At 71.2% G+C, this 14144-nt stretch carries 12 protein-coding genes; 3 read left to right on the forward strand and 9 right to left on the reverse strand.

Going from position 1 to position 14144, the window contains the following annotated elements; all coding sequences use genetic code 11:
* Positions 1 to 3: 3 nt before the first annotated feature.
* Positions 4 to 1944 (reverse strand): toprim domain-containing protein, encoded by a 1941-nt coding sequence (locus Voc01_RS14355; protein ID WP_203927897.1) that lies wholly within the window; start codon positions 1942 to 1944, stop codon positions 4 to 6.
* Complete coding sequence (locus tag Voc01_RS54050) at positions 1941 to 3746, reverse strand: type IV secretory system conjugative DNA transfer family protein (protein ID WP_203927898.1); 1806 nt, start codon at positions 3744 to 3746, stop codon at positions 1941 to 1943. Before Voc01_RS54050 ends, Voc01_RS14355 begins: the two co-directional genes overlap by 4 nt.
* Before the next feature lie 53 nt (positions 3747 to 3799).
* On the opposite strand from Voc01_RS54050, the gene Voc01_RS14365 reads away from it, so the two are divergent.
* On the forward strand, positions 3800 to 4189 hold the full coding sequence (locus tag Voc01_RS14365; protein ID WP_203927899.1) for a hypothetical protein: 390 nt from the start codon (positions 3800 to 3802) through the stop codon (positions 4187 to 4189).
* Between the two features lie 8 nt (positions 4190 to 4197).
* Here the strand turns inward: Voc01_RS14365 and Voc01_RS14370 are convergent, their stop codons facing one another.
* Genes Voc01_RS14370 through Voc01_RS14395 form a run of 6 tightly spaced genes read right to left on the reverse strand, consistent with a single transcriptional unit; the run spans position 4198 to position 10551 of the window.
* Positions 4198 to 5652 carry a putative type IV secretion/conjugal transfer ATPase gene (locus Voc01_RS14370; RefSeq protein WP_203927900.1) on the reverse strand — a complete coding sequence of 485 codons (1455 nt, stop codon included), beginning with the start codon at positions 5650 to 5652 and terminating at the stop codon, positions 4198 to 4200.
* A gap of 14 nt (positions 5653 to 5666) precedes the next feature.
* Positions 5667 to 6692, reverse strand: coding sequence for a hypothetical protein (locus Voc01_RS54055; RefSeq protein ID WP_203927901.1), 1026 nt, complete (start codon positions 6690 to 6692; stop codon positions 5667 to 5669).
* A gap of 27 nt (positions 6693 to 6719) precedes the next feature.
* Positions 6720 to 8171: an SCO6880 family protein gene (locus Voc01_RS14380; protein ID WP_203927902.1), complete on the reverse strand. Its 1452-nt coding sequence runs from the start codon at positions 8169 to 8171 to the stop codon at positions 6720 to 6722.
* Positions 8168 to 9505, reverse strand: coding sequence for a hypothetical protein (locus tag Voc01_RS14385; RefSeq protein ID WP_203927903.1), 1338 nt, complete (start codon positions 9503 to 9505; stop codon positions 8168 to 8170). The genes Voc01_RS14380 and Voc01_RS14385 overlap by 4 nt, the downstream gene beginning before the upstream one ends.
* Positions 9506 to 9508: 3 nt before the next feature.
* The gene (locus Voc01_RS14390; RefSeq protein ID WP_203927904.1) at positions 9509 to 10258 is read right to left on the reverse strand and encodes a DUF8175 domain-containg protein; all 750 of its coding nucleotides are present in this window, start codon (positions 10256 to 10258) and stop codon (positions 9509 to 9511) included.
* Complete coding sequence (locus tag Voc01_RS14395) at positions 10255 to 10551, reverse strand: hypothetical protein (protein WP_203927905.1); 297 nt, start codon at positions 10549 to 10551, stop codon at positions 10255 to 10257. The genes Voc01_RS14390 and Voc01_RS14395 overlap by 4 nt, the downstream gene beginning before the upstream one ends.
* Before the next feature lie 158 nt (positions 10552 to 10709).
* Between Voc01_RS14395 and Voc01_RS14400 the strand changes: the two genes are divergently transcribed.
* Together Voc01_RS14400 and Voc01_RS14405 are read left to right on the forward strand one after the other, a co-directional pair.
* Positions 10710 to 11765 (forward strand): peptidoglycan DD-metalloendopeptidase family protein, encoded by a 1056-nt coding sequence (locus Voc01_RS14400; protein ID WP_203927906.1) that lies wholly within the window; start codon positions 10710 to 10712, stop codon positions 11763 to 11765.
* 23 nt (positions 11766 to 11788) lie between these two features.
* Positions 11789 to 13093, forward strand: coding sequence for a hypothetical protein (locus tag Voc01_RS14405; RefSeq protein ID WP_203927907.1), 1305 nt, complete (start codon positions 11789 to 11791; stop codon positions 13091 to 13093).
* 28 nt (positions 13094 to 13121) lie between these two features.
* Here the strand turns inward: Voc01_RS14405 and Voc01_RS14410 are convergent, their stop codons facing one another.
* Entirely contained in the window at positions 13122 to 13928 is an 807-nt protein-coding gene (locus Voc01_RS14410) for a transporter substrate-binding domain-containing protein (protein ID WP_203927908.1), read from the reverse strand.
* Positions 13929 to 14144: the final 216 nt, after the last annotated feature.

Below are 14144 nucleotides of genomic sequence, written 5' to 3' on the forward strand. Positions count from 1 at the left end.
TAGTTACCTCCGTTTCGGGACGCGCGGTGTCTGCGCGTCGGTGTGGCTGTGGACAGCGAGGGGGTCTGTGGACAAAGGCGTGGTGATCGGGGCGAAGGACGACCGGACCATCGCCGGGGCGGGGCCGGTCGCGGTCGGTACCTGTCGCGGGGTGCCCGGGGTTGTGGTGACGCGGTGCGGCGGCGCGTTGGTGGCGTGGATGACGACGATGCCGACCTCGGCGTCGGTGACGGCGGTGGCGAGTCGGCGGGCGGTGCGGCGGGCGTCGGAGGTGCCGGCGAGCTCGAAGGCGAGGACCTTGTCCGGGACCTGTCGGGGCAGCGCGTTGGTGCACAGGAGGAGCGGTCCGGTGTCGAGTGGGCAGACGCTGATGTCGCCGCCGCGAACGCTCGACGACAGGACGAGGTCGCCGGGGTCCTGAGCCGTGGTGATCCGGGTCAGGTGTCCTTTGTGGATGGTGTAGGCGTGGCAGTCGCCGGTCCAGGCGAGCTCGAACCGGACGCCGTGCCGGTGGTTCGGTTCGGGGTAGGCGGTGACGACGAGCAGGCTGGCGTCGCCGGTCTGACTGGCGTGAGTGTTGGCGTAGTGGCCGTTGAGGGCGTGGCGGGCGGCGTTCAGTCCGGCCGGTGGGGTGGTCCGGAGGGCGACGGTCGCGGCGATCTCGGCGGCCATGACCGAGGCGACTGCTGCTTCGGGGTAGGTGCCGATTCCGTCGGCGAGTGCCCATACGGTGCGGCCGGTGCCGGGGTCGCTGCGGTTGATGAGCGTGATGTCGGTGGTCGCCGCAGGGCCCCGATGGTGTGCCGATCCGGTGACGGTCGCCCGTTCGGCGCGGCGTCTCCCCGGGCTTCGCGTGGGCGCCGGCGCGGCCTCTGGGGACGGTGCGGGCGCCGCAGGTGGCGGATCTGGGCCGGGTGGAGAGCCGGTGCGGGCTTCGAGGACGTCGACGATGCCCTGGATGACGGTGGTCGGGTCGACGCCGAGGCGGGCGGCGGCGGTCGCGGACAGTTCGTCGATGTCTCGTGGGTCGTCGACGAACAGGGGTGCGATGGCGGCGCAGACGCGGTCGCGGTCGGCGGGGTAGGTGGCCGGGTCGGTGATGCGCCCGTCGTGCAGGAGCGCGTCGATGCGGTTGGCGAGTTCGATGCGGGCCAGCGGCTGCACCGACTGGAGCAGCACGGCGGCCGCCTCATCGGGGCCGCTGGTGGCGAGGAGGTCGGCCGGGTCGTGGTCGGCGGGCAGGACGGTGCCGGACACCTTGGCAGGCCAGGTTTTGGCGAGTGGGTAGGTGCGGGAGGCGGCGCGGCGTCCGGCGGTGTCGCCGTCGAGGGCGAGGACGAGGTGGGCGTCGGGCAGGGTCTGCCGGAGAAGGTTCAGGTGGTGGCTGGTGAAGCCGGTGCCGCACGGCGCGACCGTGTAGACGGGCCGGCCGAGATGCCGGGGCAGGTCCATGAGGTGGGTGGCGATGACGTCGGTGGCGCCTTCGACGACGAACACCGTCGGCTCGCCGCTGCCGGCCGGTGGGTGGGCGAGCTGTTGGCCGAGTCCATACAGGACGGAGCTCTTGCGGTAGACCGGGCTGCCGGGGGTGTTGATCCATCTGCTGGTGCTCTGGCCGGTGAGGTCGCGGGCGGTGAAGGCGATGGTCCGGTTGTCGACGTCGGTGATGGGGAACATCAGTCGGCCGCGGAAGCGGTCGAGGAGGTCGCCGGTGTCCTTGTGTCGGAAGGCGACGCCGGCGTCGACGATGTCGTCCTCGCTGAATCCGGTGTTGAGCAGGTGGGTGGTGAGGACCTTCCAGCCGTTGGGTGCGTAGCCGATTCGCCACATCGGCGGGAGCTGGGACAGGCCGTGGGTGCGGAGGTACTCGACGGCGTTGGCGGTCCGGGTGAGCCGGTCGGCCCAGAAGGTGGCGGCGGCTTCGTTGACGTCGTAGGTGGTCATGGTTTGTCGTTCCGGCGGAGGGCGGCCTTGGCGTGGCGGGTGATGGCGGCGACGTTGGTGGCGGTGTCGGCGGCGATGGTGGCGGCGTGGTCGCCGTCGTACCAGGGCATCAGGTCGACCATCGCGGCGCGGGCGCCAGTGGCGAGAAGAACGGCGCGGCCGCGGGGGATCGCGCGTAGGTCGCCGGGTTCGAGGATGCGGCGGCGTTGGACGCTGGTGGACCAGTTCGGGTAGCCGCGGCCGTCTCGGCTGACGGAGGCGACGGCGACGTCATGGTCGCCGATGAGGCGGGACATGTCGTCGGCGTGGCGGGCGTCGTCGAGGCCGGCGCCGAGGAGCTTGATGGTGGACGCCGACCACAGGGCGGTCATGCCGCGTTCGCCCCACACGCCCTGGCCCTGGGCGAGGTTCTGGATGATGGTGATGGGGATGATGGCGCGGCCGCCGAGGTGGCTGTAGAGCTGGGGCAGGTCGCTGATTTTGCAGATGTTGGCGGCTTCGTCGAGGACGGCGAGTAGGGGCGGGTCGAGCCGGCCGCCCGCCGACTCGGCATAGCCGATGGCGGTGCGGAACACGGAGTCGGTGAGGCCTGCGACCAACGGTCCGGCGGCGCCGGCGCCTTCCTTGGACAGCAGGTACAGGGTGTCGGTGGAGTCGACGAAGGTGTGGACGTCGAGCTGTGGCAGCCCGGCGCGGGGTGGGGTGACCCAGGCCATGATGTCGGGGTCGGACAGGCATCTCGCGGCGGTGCGGGCGGTTTCGTAGACGCCGTCGCGCGTTTCCGGTGCGCCGGACTGCCGTCCGGCCAACGATCGGGCGGCCTGGGGAAAGCCGGCGGCGCGTAGGAGGGTGGCAGGTTCGCGGCTGGTGACGTCGGACAGCCAGGCCTGGACGTCTGCGAGGTTGCCGCCGGAGCTGGCGGCGGCGAGGAACAGGCAGGTGAGCAGGTCGCCGGCGGCGAGAGGCCAGAAAGGGTCGGAGGAGCCGACGCCGCGGATCTCCTGGATGAAGTGGTCGGCGAGCCGGGCGGCTTCCTCCACTGTGGAGACGGCGGCGAGCGGGTCCCACCAGAAGCCCTGTGGCTGGCGGGTGACGCGCTGCGGGTCGAACAGCCACACCTGCCCGGCCGAGGCGCGGGTCAGGGCGGTGGCCGCCCACACGTCGGAGCGGTTGGAGGTGGCGAGGACGGCGCCGGGTGCGTCAATGATCGGTGGGACGGCGAGCGCGGTGGTCTTGCCGGCGCGGGGCGCCATGATGGCGAGCAGGACGTCCTCCCAACTGGCGCGCAGTATCGGCCGGTGCCGGCCGGGGTGGACGAGCCGGCCGACCGCGATGCCGACCGCGGTGTCGGGGATCTCGCGGTGGTGGAGTCCGGCGAGGCTCGGCCGCAGACGCTGCGCGCGGCGGCGGGCGGCATCGCCGATGAGCTCGTCGACGTCGCGGGGTGAGGCGAGGGAGGGGACCGGATCGTCGGCCTCAGGGCGGCGCATCTGCCACCACCGCCAGCCCAGCAGCGGTGGAACGACGACAAGCACGAGCAGGAGCGCGAAGACGACCGCCACGAGCAACGGTGGCGTGCCGGGCCACAGCTGCTGCGCGTCCGCTCGGATGAGGTCCTCGACGAACGCCCAGCCGAACGCCGGTCCCTGCCATGGGTTTCCGGCGACGACGGCCGCGATGCGGCCGGCGAGCCAGGCCAGCGCGACCAGGCCGTAGAGACCCGCGCAGCAGACGACGATCAGCCACGGGACCAGAGGGAATCCGCCGACGGAGCTGGACGGGATCACCGGACGCGGCCTCATCGCGTACCTGCCCAGGCAGCGGTTTCGCCGGCGACCTGGCTAGAGTTCGGCCGGTGGACCGCGACCGTCTTGTCGGCATGCTGCACCGTGACGGTGGGGCGTTCGAAGCGTGCCGGCGGATGCTTGTCGCCGGCGCGCGGTACTGGGTTGACGAGGACACCGTGCCGGCATCGGCACTCGCGACGATCTACGCCCGTCGCGACCGGCTCACCCGGCGGAAGGGCATACAGTCGCTCGGGTTCACCGAAGCGGTCGAGACGTTGCGGTCGCGCGGTGACGACCCGATCTGCATCGGAGCGGTGGACACCGACGACCCGCCGTACCACTTCCAGCTGTTCCTCGACGAAGGCGCCACCACGGTTGTGGCCTGCCTCGGCGTGGACCAGAGCTGGAAAACTCACGTTGACGAACCGGGACAGCGGACGATCCGTCGGCAGCCGTAGGTTCCTTGTCACCGGGACTCACCCCCGGACTTCCGCGCGAGCCGTCCGGAATCCGGGCGGATCCTCTGGTCTGTGTCGTACAAGGTGGGTTCGTCGCCGACGAGGTAGAGGGCGACGGGGATGCCTGACCGTTCTCCGGTTTTGAGGAGGTAGCGGCCGCGGCCGGGGTGGGCGGCGCCGGGCATGAGGGCTTCCGGTGCGGCCCAGGAGGCGACCATGTCGCGTTCGGGGGCGGAGAGGCGGACCATGCCGGCGATGCGGTCGAGTTCGCGGTTGGGGAGGGCGGCGAGGACTTTGATGGCGCAGCGTTCGGCCATGCCGCGGGCTTTGGCGCGGTCTTCGTCGGTGGCGAGGGCGTCGAGGTCGTCAAGGCTGTGGGTGAGCATGATCTGGGCGACGCCGAGGTTGCGGGACAGGCGGGTGAGGGCGTCGGCGGGTTCGACGAGTCCGGGTGCTCCGCGGAGGACGCGCCAGAGTTCGTCCATGACGGCGAGGTGTCGTCGTCGTGGGGCGAGGTGGTGGTGGGCGAGGACGGCGGCGGCGTCGATGACGGCGTAGCCGTAGGACCAGGTGGACAGCATCGCGGCGGTGACAAGTTTGTCGCCGGCCGCTGAGACGCGGGAGATGTCGACGGAGACGGCCGCGGCGGTCAGGTCGATGGGTGTGGTGGTGGCGTCGTCGAAGACGCCGGCGAGGGTGCCTTCGCACAGCAGGCGCAGGGTGGCGACGAGATCGTCGACGCGGCGGCGGTAGTCGGCCGGGCTGGTGGCGCGGGCGGCTGTGCGCAGCGTGTCGGGTGCCTGGTCGAGGACGTTGAGGACGTCGGGGATGACGGGGTCCACTGTGGACCGGTCGGTGAGCAGGTCGACGGTGCGGCCGAGGATAACCTCTTCGGTATTGGTGACCTTGCCGCCGTCGCGGACGAGGGTGCACAGGGCGATGAGGAGGTTCAGCCGTCTGCCGCGGACCTCGGTGCGCAGCTGGTCGGCGTCCTGTCCGGACATCTTGGTGAGTGCTGTGCCGAGGGGGCCGGCGTCGAGGGGGTTGATGCGGTCGAGGCCGCGGCCGACGCGGATGACCTGTCCGCCCAGGGCTTTCACGAGGCGGGTGTAGTCGGGTTTGGTGTCGCCGAGGATGAGGGCCTGGGTGCCGGTGCCGGTCATGCCGGTGATGAGCCGTTTGGCGAGGGCGCTTTTGCCGGCGCCGGGTTGGCCGAGGACGAACATGCCGGTGTTGGTGGTGAGGCCGGCGGTGAGCCATTCGAAGGGGTCGAGGAGGACGGATTCGCCCCAGAGTTGGTGGCGTCCGATGGGGACGCCGAGCAGGGGTGAGCCGCTGCCGGCGGTGAACGGGTAGAGGCCGGCGGCCTGGACGGTGGTGGCCTGGTACTCGACGCCGGCGGCGACGTGGCTTGCGCGGCCGGCGTTGCGGCCGGGCCAGCCCCACGCGGGTGCGATCGTCATGTCTCGTGCTCCCTTCAGCGGGCGTGGCGTCGCGGCGTGCCCGGCGGTGACGGCGGGGCGGCGTCGGCGGGTCCCGGCTTGCCTGGGACGGCCTGCCCGGGCGGATAGGAGGTTGCGGCGGTGGCTGCCGGGTGGGGTCTGGTGATCTGCCGTGCGGCGATCAGCAGGGCGCGCTGGGCGGCGGTGTTGGTGAGGAGGGCGGCGGTGCCGCTGGTGGGGTAGGCGTGGAAGCGGGCTGGGTCGTCGTGGAGTGAGATCCGGCCGAGGAACACCTCGGGGAGGTGAGCGGTGACGGAGACGGCGTTTGCGCTGCTGTAGGGGCCGACGATGGTGCGGACGGTGCCGTCGGTGAGGTGCAGGTCGAAGGGTTCGCCGTTGGATCCACGGCCGTCGCCGTTGTCGAACAGGTCCAGGACGTAGCCGTCGGGGTGGGTGCCGAGGTACACGTAGCGCGGTGGTGGGTGACGTAGCACCGGCAGTCCGATGCGGAGCTCGTGTTCGGTGAACTGGAGTTCGGACACGTCGGGGATGCGGTCGACGAGGACGGCCAGCTGCCCGTGGTCGGTGTGGTGGGCGTCGAGAATCGCCATGGGCCGGGGCGTGCCGTCCGGCGCGGCCGGCCGTGGGCGGTGGTCGGCGAGTCCGTATCGGCGGCGGATCACGCCGGCGACCCGCTGCAGTTCCACCGGTTCCGGACGCTGCGGGCTGGACGCCAGGAGGACCATCGACTGTGGACTGGTGCGCACGGCGACCCACGGCGAGTCCCGCCAGCCGATCGCCGTCACCAGGTGCCGGGCGATGCCGGCCCATTCCCGGCTGGTGAGCGTCGGTTCGGTCGAGTCGGTCCGCACGCCGACCGCGCCGAGCGGGTGGCGGGCGGCGATGACCGCCCGGACGTCGGTGCGCCAGTCGCCGGGCTGCCAGTAGCCGTCCGCGGCGACGAGCGTCCGCTCGGCGAGATGCGACGGAGCACCGGGGTCGCCGGCGAGGGCGGTGGCGAGTTCGTCGGTGGTGCCGCGGGTGTACGAGATGACGTTCACGGGACGTGTCCCTTCGCTGGGATGGGTTCAGTGCGGCCAGACGCCGGACAGGACGGGTGGGCAGACACCGCAGGGGAGGGTGGTGGCGAAGCCGGCGGCCTGGGAGCGCCACAGCCGCCGTAGCCGGATCTTGCAGGTGTCGGCGCGGGACTCGATGTCGGCGACGGCACGGTCCGCCAGGGACGGATCGGTGACGGTGGTCGTCACCCACAGGCTCACCAGCCCGAGGCCGGCGCCGAGGGCCTCCTCGCGGGCCGCGGCGGTGGCGCGTTCGATGTCGGCGAGTTCGCGGGCGGTCGGGTCCAGGCGGCGGGCCCTGCGGTACGCCGACCGGAACTGGGCGGCGTTGACCTGTTGCTCCACCTCCGCCGCGGCCTGCCCGGCGGTCAGCGGCCGGTAGATGAGGCTGACGCGTTTGGCGTGCTCGCCGGGCGCGAGGAGCCGGGCGAGGACGTTGTGCGGGACCGGTTGCCGCGGTGCCTCGTGCCAGGCCCAGCTGACACTGGTGGCGTTGTCGTGTTCGTACCGGTCCGGGTACTCCTCGGCGGTGACCGGGCCGGCGTTGGCCCAGTCGAGGAGGTCGTCGTCGGCGCGTCCGAGGTCGCCGCGGGCGTCGGGGTCGAACGCCTGCCGGACCATCGCCGCGAGGTCGGTGGTGGCGGCCCGGCCGAGGACGGTCAGCCCGCACGCCGACAGGCTGGTCTCCAGGCCGGGCAGGGCCCGGTCGACCTCGGCGAGGCGGTCCACTGTGGACCTCGGCTTCACCGGCGACGCGGACGGGTCGAAGGTGATCGACACGCTGCTCTGCACCTCGGCAGCGGCCTGCGGCGCTGTCGCGACGAGCTGCTGGAGGATGCGGATGGCTGCGGTCGGTCCGCCGGGGGCGAGCCGGTCGGTGATGTAGTCGGCGAGGCGGGTGCCGGCGTCGGGTGCGGTGTCGACGGTGACGTTCACCCAGCGGACGGTCGGGATGTGACCGAGGCTGGCCAGCCAGCCGCCCCAGTTGGTGACCCACGTGGTCGCCGCGTCCGGGTCGGCGAGCCAGGTCGACTGGGCCGCGCACCGCAGCGTGACGGTCATCGTGCCCAGCCGCCGGTTCCACACCACGCCGTATCCGCCGGGGGCGTCGAGCAGGGTGGTGGGGGCGAGGACGCCGGGCAGGTCCCAGGCGTGTTCGGGCGGGGCCATGACGCCGCCGCGGAACCGGATCCGGCCGCGGGCCGAGCCGGTCAGCCAGCGTCCACGGTGGACGATGGCCTGGGCGAGCGAGACGCCGTCCCATCGGGCGACGTTGCCGATGACCACCGCTGCTGCGATCGGCGCGACCACGGCGGTCGCGGTGATGTCGACGGCGGTGGTGATGAGCGCGGCGGCCAGGGCGGCGAGGACGATCAAGGTCTGGACGAAGCCGAGCCCGAACAGGCCCATTGCGCGGGCCCGTCGCCATCCGCCGTAGGTGCGGTGCTCCGTCGTGGTCACCGGTCACCGTCCACGACCGAGCGGGTGGCGGTGTCCGCGGCAGCCTTGGCCGCGGTGCCGGCGGCTTTGCCTGCCGCCATGACACCGGCGACGATCGGTGCCGCGGGACCGGCCGCTGCCGCCGCACCCGCTGCCGCTGCCGTACCTGCGGTTCCGGCTGTCGCGCCGGTCCCGGCTGCGGTCGCGCCGGCTCCCGCTGTGCCTGTGCCTGCCGTTGCTGCGTTGGCTCCGATGCCGGCGCCGGGCGTGCCGCCGGGTGCGGTCGGCGACGGGTTGGTGAACTGCGGTGGCTTGAAGGTTGGCGTGGGGGTGGTGCCGGCCGGGTCCTTGTCGTCGGTGCGTTGGTGGCGGCGCTCGAGGTCGCGGGCGTAGTCGGTGGCGCTGAGCCCGGCCTGGGTTCCGCGGTGCGAGGAGATCGCGTGCATCCCGGCTGCGCCCGTGGCGGCGAGCATGCCGGCGGTGCCGCCGGTGGTTTGCACCGCTCCGACGGTCCAGTTGAAGAACTTCATCATCGCGGGGAGGGCGATGATGGACAGCACGAGCATGGCGGCGCCGGTGAACCAGGTGGCGGTGTCGGTGTTGTCGCGGTCGCCGATGAGCATGAACGCGACGGCGTAGGTGGTGGCGGCGAACGGCTCGTAGAAGGTGAGCGCGAGGAGCCACCCGAGGACGCGGCGCAGCCAGTTCGACGTGGCCGAGGTGAAGCTGCCGGCGGCGGCCAGTTGCAGCATGCCGGCGAGCACGATGATGGCGCCGTTGCGGAACAGCAGCAGCATCGCCTGAGTGATCGAGGCCAGCAGCGCGAAGAAGCTGACGATGACGATGAGCACGCTCGCTGAGGTGAAGCCGGCGGGGGTCAGGACGGTCTGGATGCGTTCGCTGAGGGCATCGGTCTTGCACTCGACGTCCTGGCCGAGGCCGGGCTCGCAGTTGAGGCCGGCGGTGAGGACCCATTCGGTCCAGGCGTCGCAGGCCTGCAGCAGTAGTTGGACACCGGCGAGGCTGACCGCGCCCCACATCGCCGTGGTGAACAGGCCTTTGGCGATCGTGAGGAGCGGTTCGCCCTTGCGGTTGATGATGAGCAGCAGGGACTGCCACAGGATCCCGCCGGTGACCACGAGGACCGCGAACGGCAGCATCCACTGCTGCAGCGTCTGTGCGGCGGGTGCGCCGCCGGCGTCGACCGGTGGCAGGTACAGCCACCAGGTGACGGTTGCGGTGATCAGGCTGCTCTGCGCTTCGCTGATCGCTCCGGCCAGGCCGTCGACGACGGAGCTGACGGCGCCGGTGACGGTCTCTTTGGTCTTGCACTGGAGGTCCCAGACCTGGCACACGGGTCACCTCGCCGGAAGCGGGATGTAGTCGGAGACCGCATCGGCCGGAACCGGCGTGCGGACGGTGCTCCAGTCGCCGTGCGGTGGGGCGACGAGCCGCCAGTCGTTGTCGCTCCAGGCGACCTGGACGAGGGCGGCGGCGCGGGCGGTTCCGGTTCCGGTCGGGGCCTCGATGAGGACGCGCATGCTCGCTGCTTCCGGTCTGTAGGAGTCGAGGCGGATGCCGGCGATGGCGGCGTAGATCCGGTCGGCCTTGTCGCCTCGGCGCAACGCGGCACGGTGGTCGGCGCGGACCTCCTCGGCGTAGGCGACCGCGTCGGGACCGACGACCTGGTCGCGCAGCGTCGGCTCCCAGACGGCCGGGCCGGCCTGGTAGCTGGTCCGCACGATCAGGTGCAGGGCGGCGAGGACCGCGCCCGGCGGGCTTTGGGCGAACGCGGCGGAGCGGCCGAGGTTCCGGTTCCGCGGACCGTGCTCCTTCGACGCAGGAAGGTCGATGCCGGCGACGCGTTCCCAGGTGAGGTCGGTCGGCCAGGTGAACGCGGTGGCTTCCGGTTCCTGTTCGTGCTCCTGCTCCGGATCCGGTGCCGGTTCCGCTTTGGCTGTGGTCGGGTTCCGCTTCGGTGGTTCCGGTTCCTGGTTCCGGCTCAGGCAGGCGACCGCGATGGTTCCGGCGACCATCGCGACCGTGATAGCGGCGAGCACGATGATGGTTCCGGTCCGGTTCCGCTTGCGGTGGCGTCCGGCTTTCATGACAGCGCCACCCCGGCGATCCCGGCCGCGAGGCTCGTCAGTGCCAGTCCGGCCAGGACCCACGGGACGCCCGCGGCGCCGTCGACGGCGGTCTGCGACCGGTTACGCCGTCCAATGATCATCATGCCGGCGCAGATGAAGAACCCGAGGACACCGGCCACGAGCAAGGACCACTTGCCCCACCCGAGGAAGGTGTTGGCCATCTCCTCCATACCCGGCGGGGCGATCGGGACGGGGTTCGGCGCGCTAGGCGGCGACGACGGGTCGGGCGCCGCCAGAAGGTTCAGAAGCATCGACTGCTCCGTTCGGTGGGTGGCTCGCGTGGTCGAGCCGTTCGAACGGACCGTCTCCCGGACGGGATGCCGCAACGGTTGACGACCCGTTGACGGCACCGTTGCCGGGCCCTGTCCAGCAACGGTTTCGCCTACGGGCCGGCGCGATCGTCGGCGGCATGAACGGATCACCGCGCGGGATCACCGGGCCGGCTCTCGGGGTGCTGGTCGTCGCGATGTCGTTCGGGCTGGTGGTGGTCATCGGCGTGGGGGCGGTCAGCACCGCCGTGTCGTCGGCGTCGGCGGGTGCGGGGGAGGGGCGGCTCAACGTCGATGCGATCCCCGCCGATGCCCGGCACCTGGCGTCGTGGGTCGTCCGGGCAGGGGCGATGTGCCCGGAGCTCAATGCGCCGATGGTCGCCGCGCAGCTCGACCTGGAAAGCAGCTGGAATCCGGCAGTCGTCGCCCACAACCCGGCCGACCGCGGTGGCGACGCTGTCGGCATCGCCCAGTTCCAGACCGGCACCTGGGCGACCTGGGGTGGCGACTACGACGAGGACGGTCGAAACGAACCGGCCGATCCCGAGGACGCGATCGTCGCTCTGGGACGGCTCATGTGCGACAACATCGCCTGGGCCCAGCGTGGCGTCGGCTCGGGACAACTCAGCGGTGACGTGCTCGACCTGGCGTGGGCGGCCTACTTCTGCGGCCGTCGCTGTGTCTCTGACGCCGGCGGGGCGACGGCGTTCGACTATCCACAGCAGGTCCGGTCCCGGACCGGCCGCTACACGCTCGTCGCTTCGGTGGGGGCGTGGCAGTTCCCGCTGCCGGCCGGCTCGTACGAGCTGGTCTCCCGGTTCCGGACGGCGTCGCGGCCCTCCCACGACGGGGTCGACCTGGCCGCACCGGCCGGCACACCGATCTATGCGGTGGCGGGCGGTGTCGTGCTCGATGCCGGCTGCACGAGCGCGTACTGCGACCGTCCCGGCAACCCCGAGCTCGGCGGCTGCGGTCTCCGCGTGAACCTCAACCACGGCGGCCTCGCGACCCGCTACTGCCACGCGGTGCGGCTCAACGTGACCGCCGGCGCCCTCGTGCAGGCGGGCGACGTTCTCGGGTGGGTGGGGTCGACCGGCAACTCGTCCGGGCCGCACCTGCACTTCGAGGTGCACCTCCACGCGCCGCCGATGAGCTCCGCCACCGCGGTCGACCCGGCTCCCTATCTCGGCCTGTGAACCCCTTCTCCCCTGGAGTGATCATGCTGGTGAACCTTTACGACAACCGGTCCGCCCGACTGCTCGCCATGGCCACCGTCGCCAACGCCACCGGACCACGCAGCCAGAGCACCCGCTCCCGGGCCCGCATCATCGACGTCGGCGGTGGCTGGAACACGCGGTCGTGGCGGGACTCGCTGCGCCGCCTCGCCGACCGTGGCACCGTGACCGCGCTCGCCGTGCGGACGCGGCCGCTCCAACGGCAGCTGACCGACGCCGAGTGGGAGCAGGTTGCCCGGCGACTGGCTCGGCATGCGGGGCTTGGGCAGCGACCGTGGCTCGCGGTCCGGACCAGCCCGACCACCGTTGCGGTCCTGGCCGACTCCACGGCCGGGCCGCCGAAGATCGAAGACGCGCGGCGGTTCATCAGCTCGGTGGTGGCCGGCTTCAAACTCAAAGCCGGTCGGACGACGACCGAGATATCGGACTTCGAGCCGCGGCTCACCTTTCTGCGTCCGTCACCCCAGGAGCCGGCTGCCGAGTTCGAGCAGGTTCCGCCGGTCGTGGCGGTGCGGGGCGAGGCCGATGCGCAGAAGCTCGCCGGGGAGGGAGTCAGCATCGCGGAGGCCGTGATTGGACGGGAGGAACTGGCGGACAAGGGCCTCATCGCAGCGGTCTCCATGCAGTGGGAGCGGATGGCTGCGTCACCAGACCGCGGCAACCGCATCGAGATGGCCGCCAGCCTCGCCTGGAACCACACGTATTCGGACGCGTTCGAGTTCGGATACCGGACACTGGCGAAAGCGGTGGCAAGCCGGTTCGACACGCTGCACCAGCAATTGGTCGACGATCCGCCCACCAACCCTGCAACGGTGGACCGCGTACGAGAGCTGGTCGCGACCGCCCGAGCCGCGGTGCCCTGGCGGATCGAGACGCCGGAGGTACCGCGCCACACACTGATGACCGCTACCCGCGCTGGCCTGGAACGACCTCAGGACCAGACGATTCCCGAGGCCATCGTCCGCGCCGTCTGCCGGGACGCCGCGGCCATCGGGGGTCTTCACGGGGCGATCGCCGCCACGACCGACATCCGGCAGGAGTGGAAGCCCAGCTGCTCGCTCGAGCTTGGCATGACCGACGATGCAGTTCGGCGGCATATCGACGACGTCTTGGACAATCTGCGCCGCCAACTCGGCGGTGCCCTCGCTGTCCGCGACGGCAGCGCCGGACCGGGACCTGCTGAGACACGGTCGAGCTTTGCTGCGCCGCCAGGTGCCCAGACGTCGCCTCCGTCAGTCGGTCAGACCTCGATACCGAGCCTGGTCGACAAACTCCGACGAAGTCGTTGATCGGGAAGATCTGGACAACTGCGAATCATTACGGACGGAGCTCGGAGGTGCGGATTGCGGCGTGTTCCTGGCCCCAGGTGCGGAGGATCCGGGCGTAGGCGCCGTTGTCGATGAGTTCGGCGAGCGCTTTGTGGAGAGTTGTTGCGAAGTCGCGGTCCTTCGTGCGGACGGCAAATCCGAAGGTGACCGGATCATAAGCGTTCCCGGCCGTACGGAACCTGTCGTCCGAAATGCTGACGAGGTAGTCGCATACGTGGCTGTCACTGACGAATGCGTCCACCTCGCCCTTGCCGAGCGCGCGTTGAGCGTCCTGGACTGCGTTGTATCGGACTACGGTGACCGGTGGTTGTCCGCTGCTGGTGCAGCGGGCTGAGCGGTCGGTCAGGTCGTCCGTCTGGATGGTGCCGGCTACAACGGCGACGGTCCTTCCGCAGGCGGTCTCGGGGCCGATTTGCTCGGTGCCAGCGCGAGCCAGCCAGCGGGTGCCGGATGTGAGGTAGCTGACCATCGTCACCTGCGTGGTGGCGGTGTCGGTGATGGGTATGGCGGAGACGCCCAGTTCGACATCGCCGGCCTGGACGTGGGTGATGATGCTGTCGAGCGGTATGCGTTGCCAGCGGACAGTCAGGCCGAGCCGCTCGGCGACGGCTTCGACGAGGTCGGCGTCGACTCCGACGACGGTCGTGGACCCGGGACGGGTGAACTGGCTCGGCTCATATGTCGGGTCCACCGCCACTGTGACCACGCCATCGGCGCGTATGTGTGTCGGCACCTGGGCGGCCAGTGCCGGGTTGACACCGACGGTGGGCGGTAGCGCCGCGACGGTGCCGATCATGGCAGCGGGAAGGACGAGTCGGACGAGTGCCTGTCTCCACGCGAGGGCGTGCGGCATCGGCCACCTCACTGTCCATAGTCGACAGAAAGTGATCCTATACAACACGCGCCGCGACGCATAGATTGCTCTCACCTTCTGGCCGAGGGGATGTGCGGGATGCGGCTGGCACGGTTGAGGTCAGTACGTCGATGGGGTCAGATCAGGGGAACGACGGCA

The sequence above is a fragment of the Virgisporangium ochraceum genome, assembly GCF_016863655.1.
Lineage (GTDB): Bacteria > Actinomycetota > Actinomycetes > Mycobacteriales > Micromonosporaceae > Virgisporangium > Virgisporangium ochraceum.

Coding starts and splice junctions, on each gene's coding strand:
- Voc01_RS14355 (WP_203927897.1), bottom strand. CDS start 1,944: ATGACCACCTACGACGTCAACGAAGCCGCCGCCACCTTCTGGGCCGAC.
- Voc01_RS54050 (WP_203927898.1), bottom strand. CDS start 3,746: ATGAGGCCGCGTCCGGTGATCCCGTCCAGCTCCGTCGGCGGATTCCCT.
- Voc01_RS14370 (WP_203927900.1), bottom strand. CDS start 5,652: ATGACGATCGCACCCGCGTGGGGCTGGCCCGGCCGCAACGCCGGCCGC.
- Voc01_RS14390 (WP_203927904.1), bottom strand. CDS start 10,258: ATGAAAGCCGGACGCCACCGCAAGCGGAACCGGACCGGAACCATCATC.
- Voc01_RS14395 (WP_203927905.1), bottom strand. CDS start 10,551: ATGCTTCTGAACCTTCTGGCGGCGCCCGACCCGTCGTCGCCGCCTAGC.
- Voc01_RS14400 (WP_203927906.1), top strand. CDS start 10,710: ATGAACGGATCACCGCGCGGGATCACCGGGCCGGCTCTCGGGGTGCTG.
- Voc01_RS14405 (WP_203927907.1), top strand. CDS start 11,789: ATGCTGGTGAACCTTTACGACAACCGGTCCGCCCGACTGCTCGCCATG.
- Voc01_RS14410 (WP_203927908.1), bottom strand. CDS start 13,928: ATGATCGGCACCGTCGCGGCGCTACCGCCCACCGTCGGTGTCAACCCG.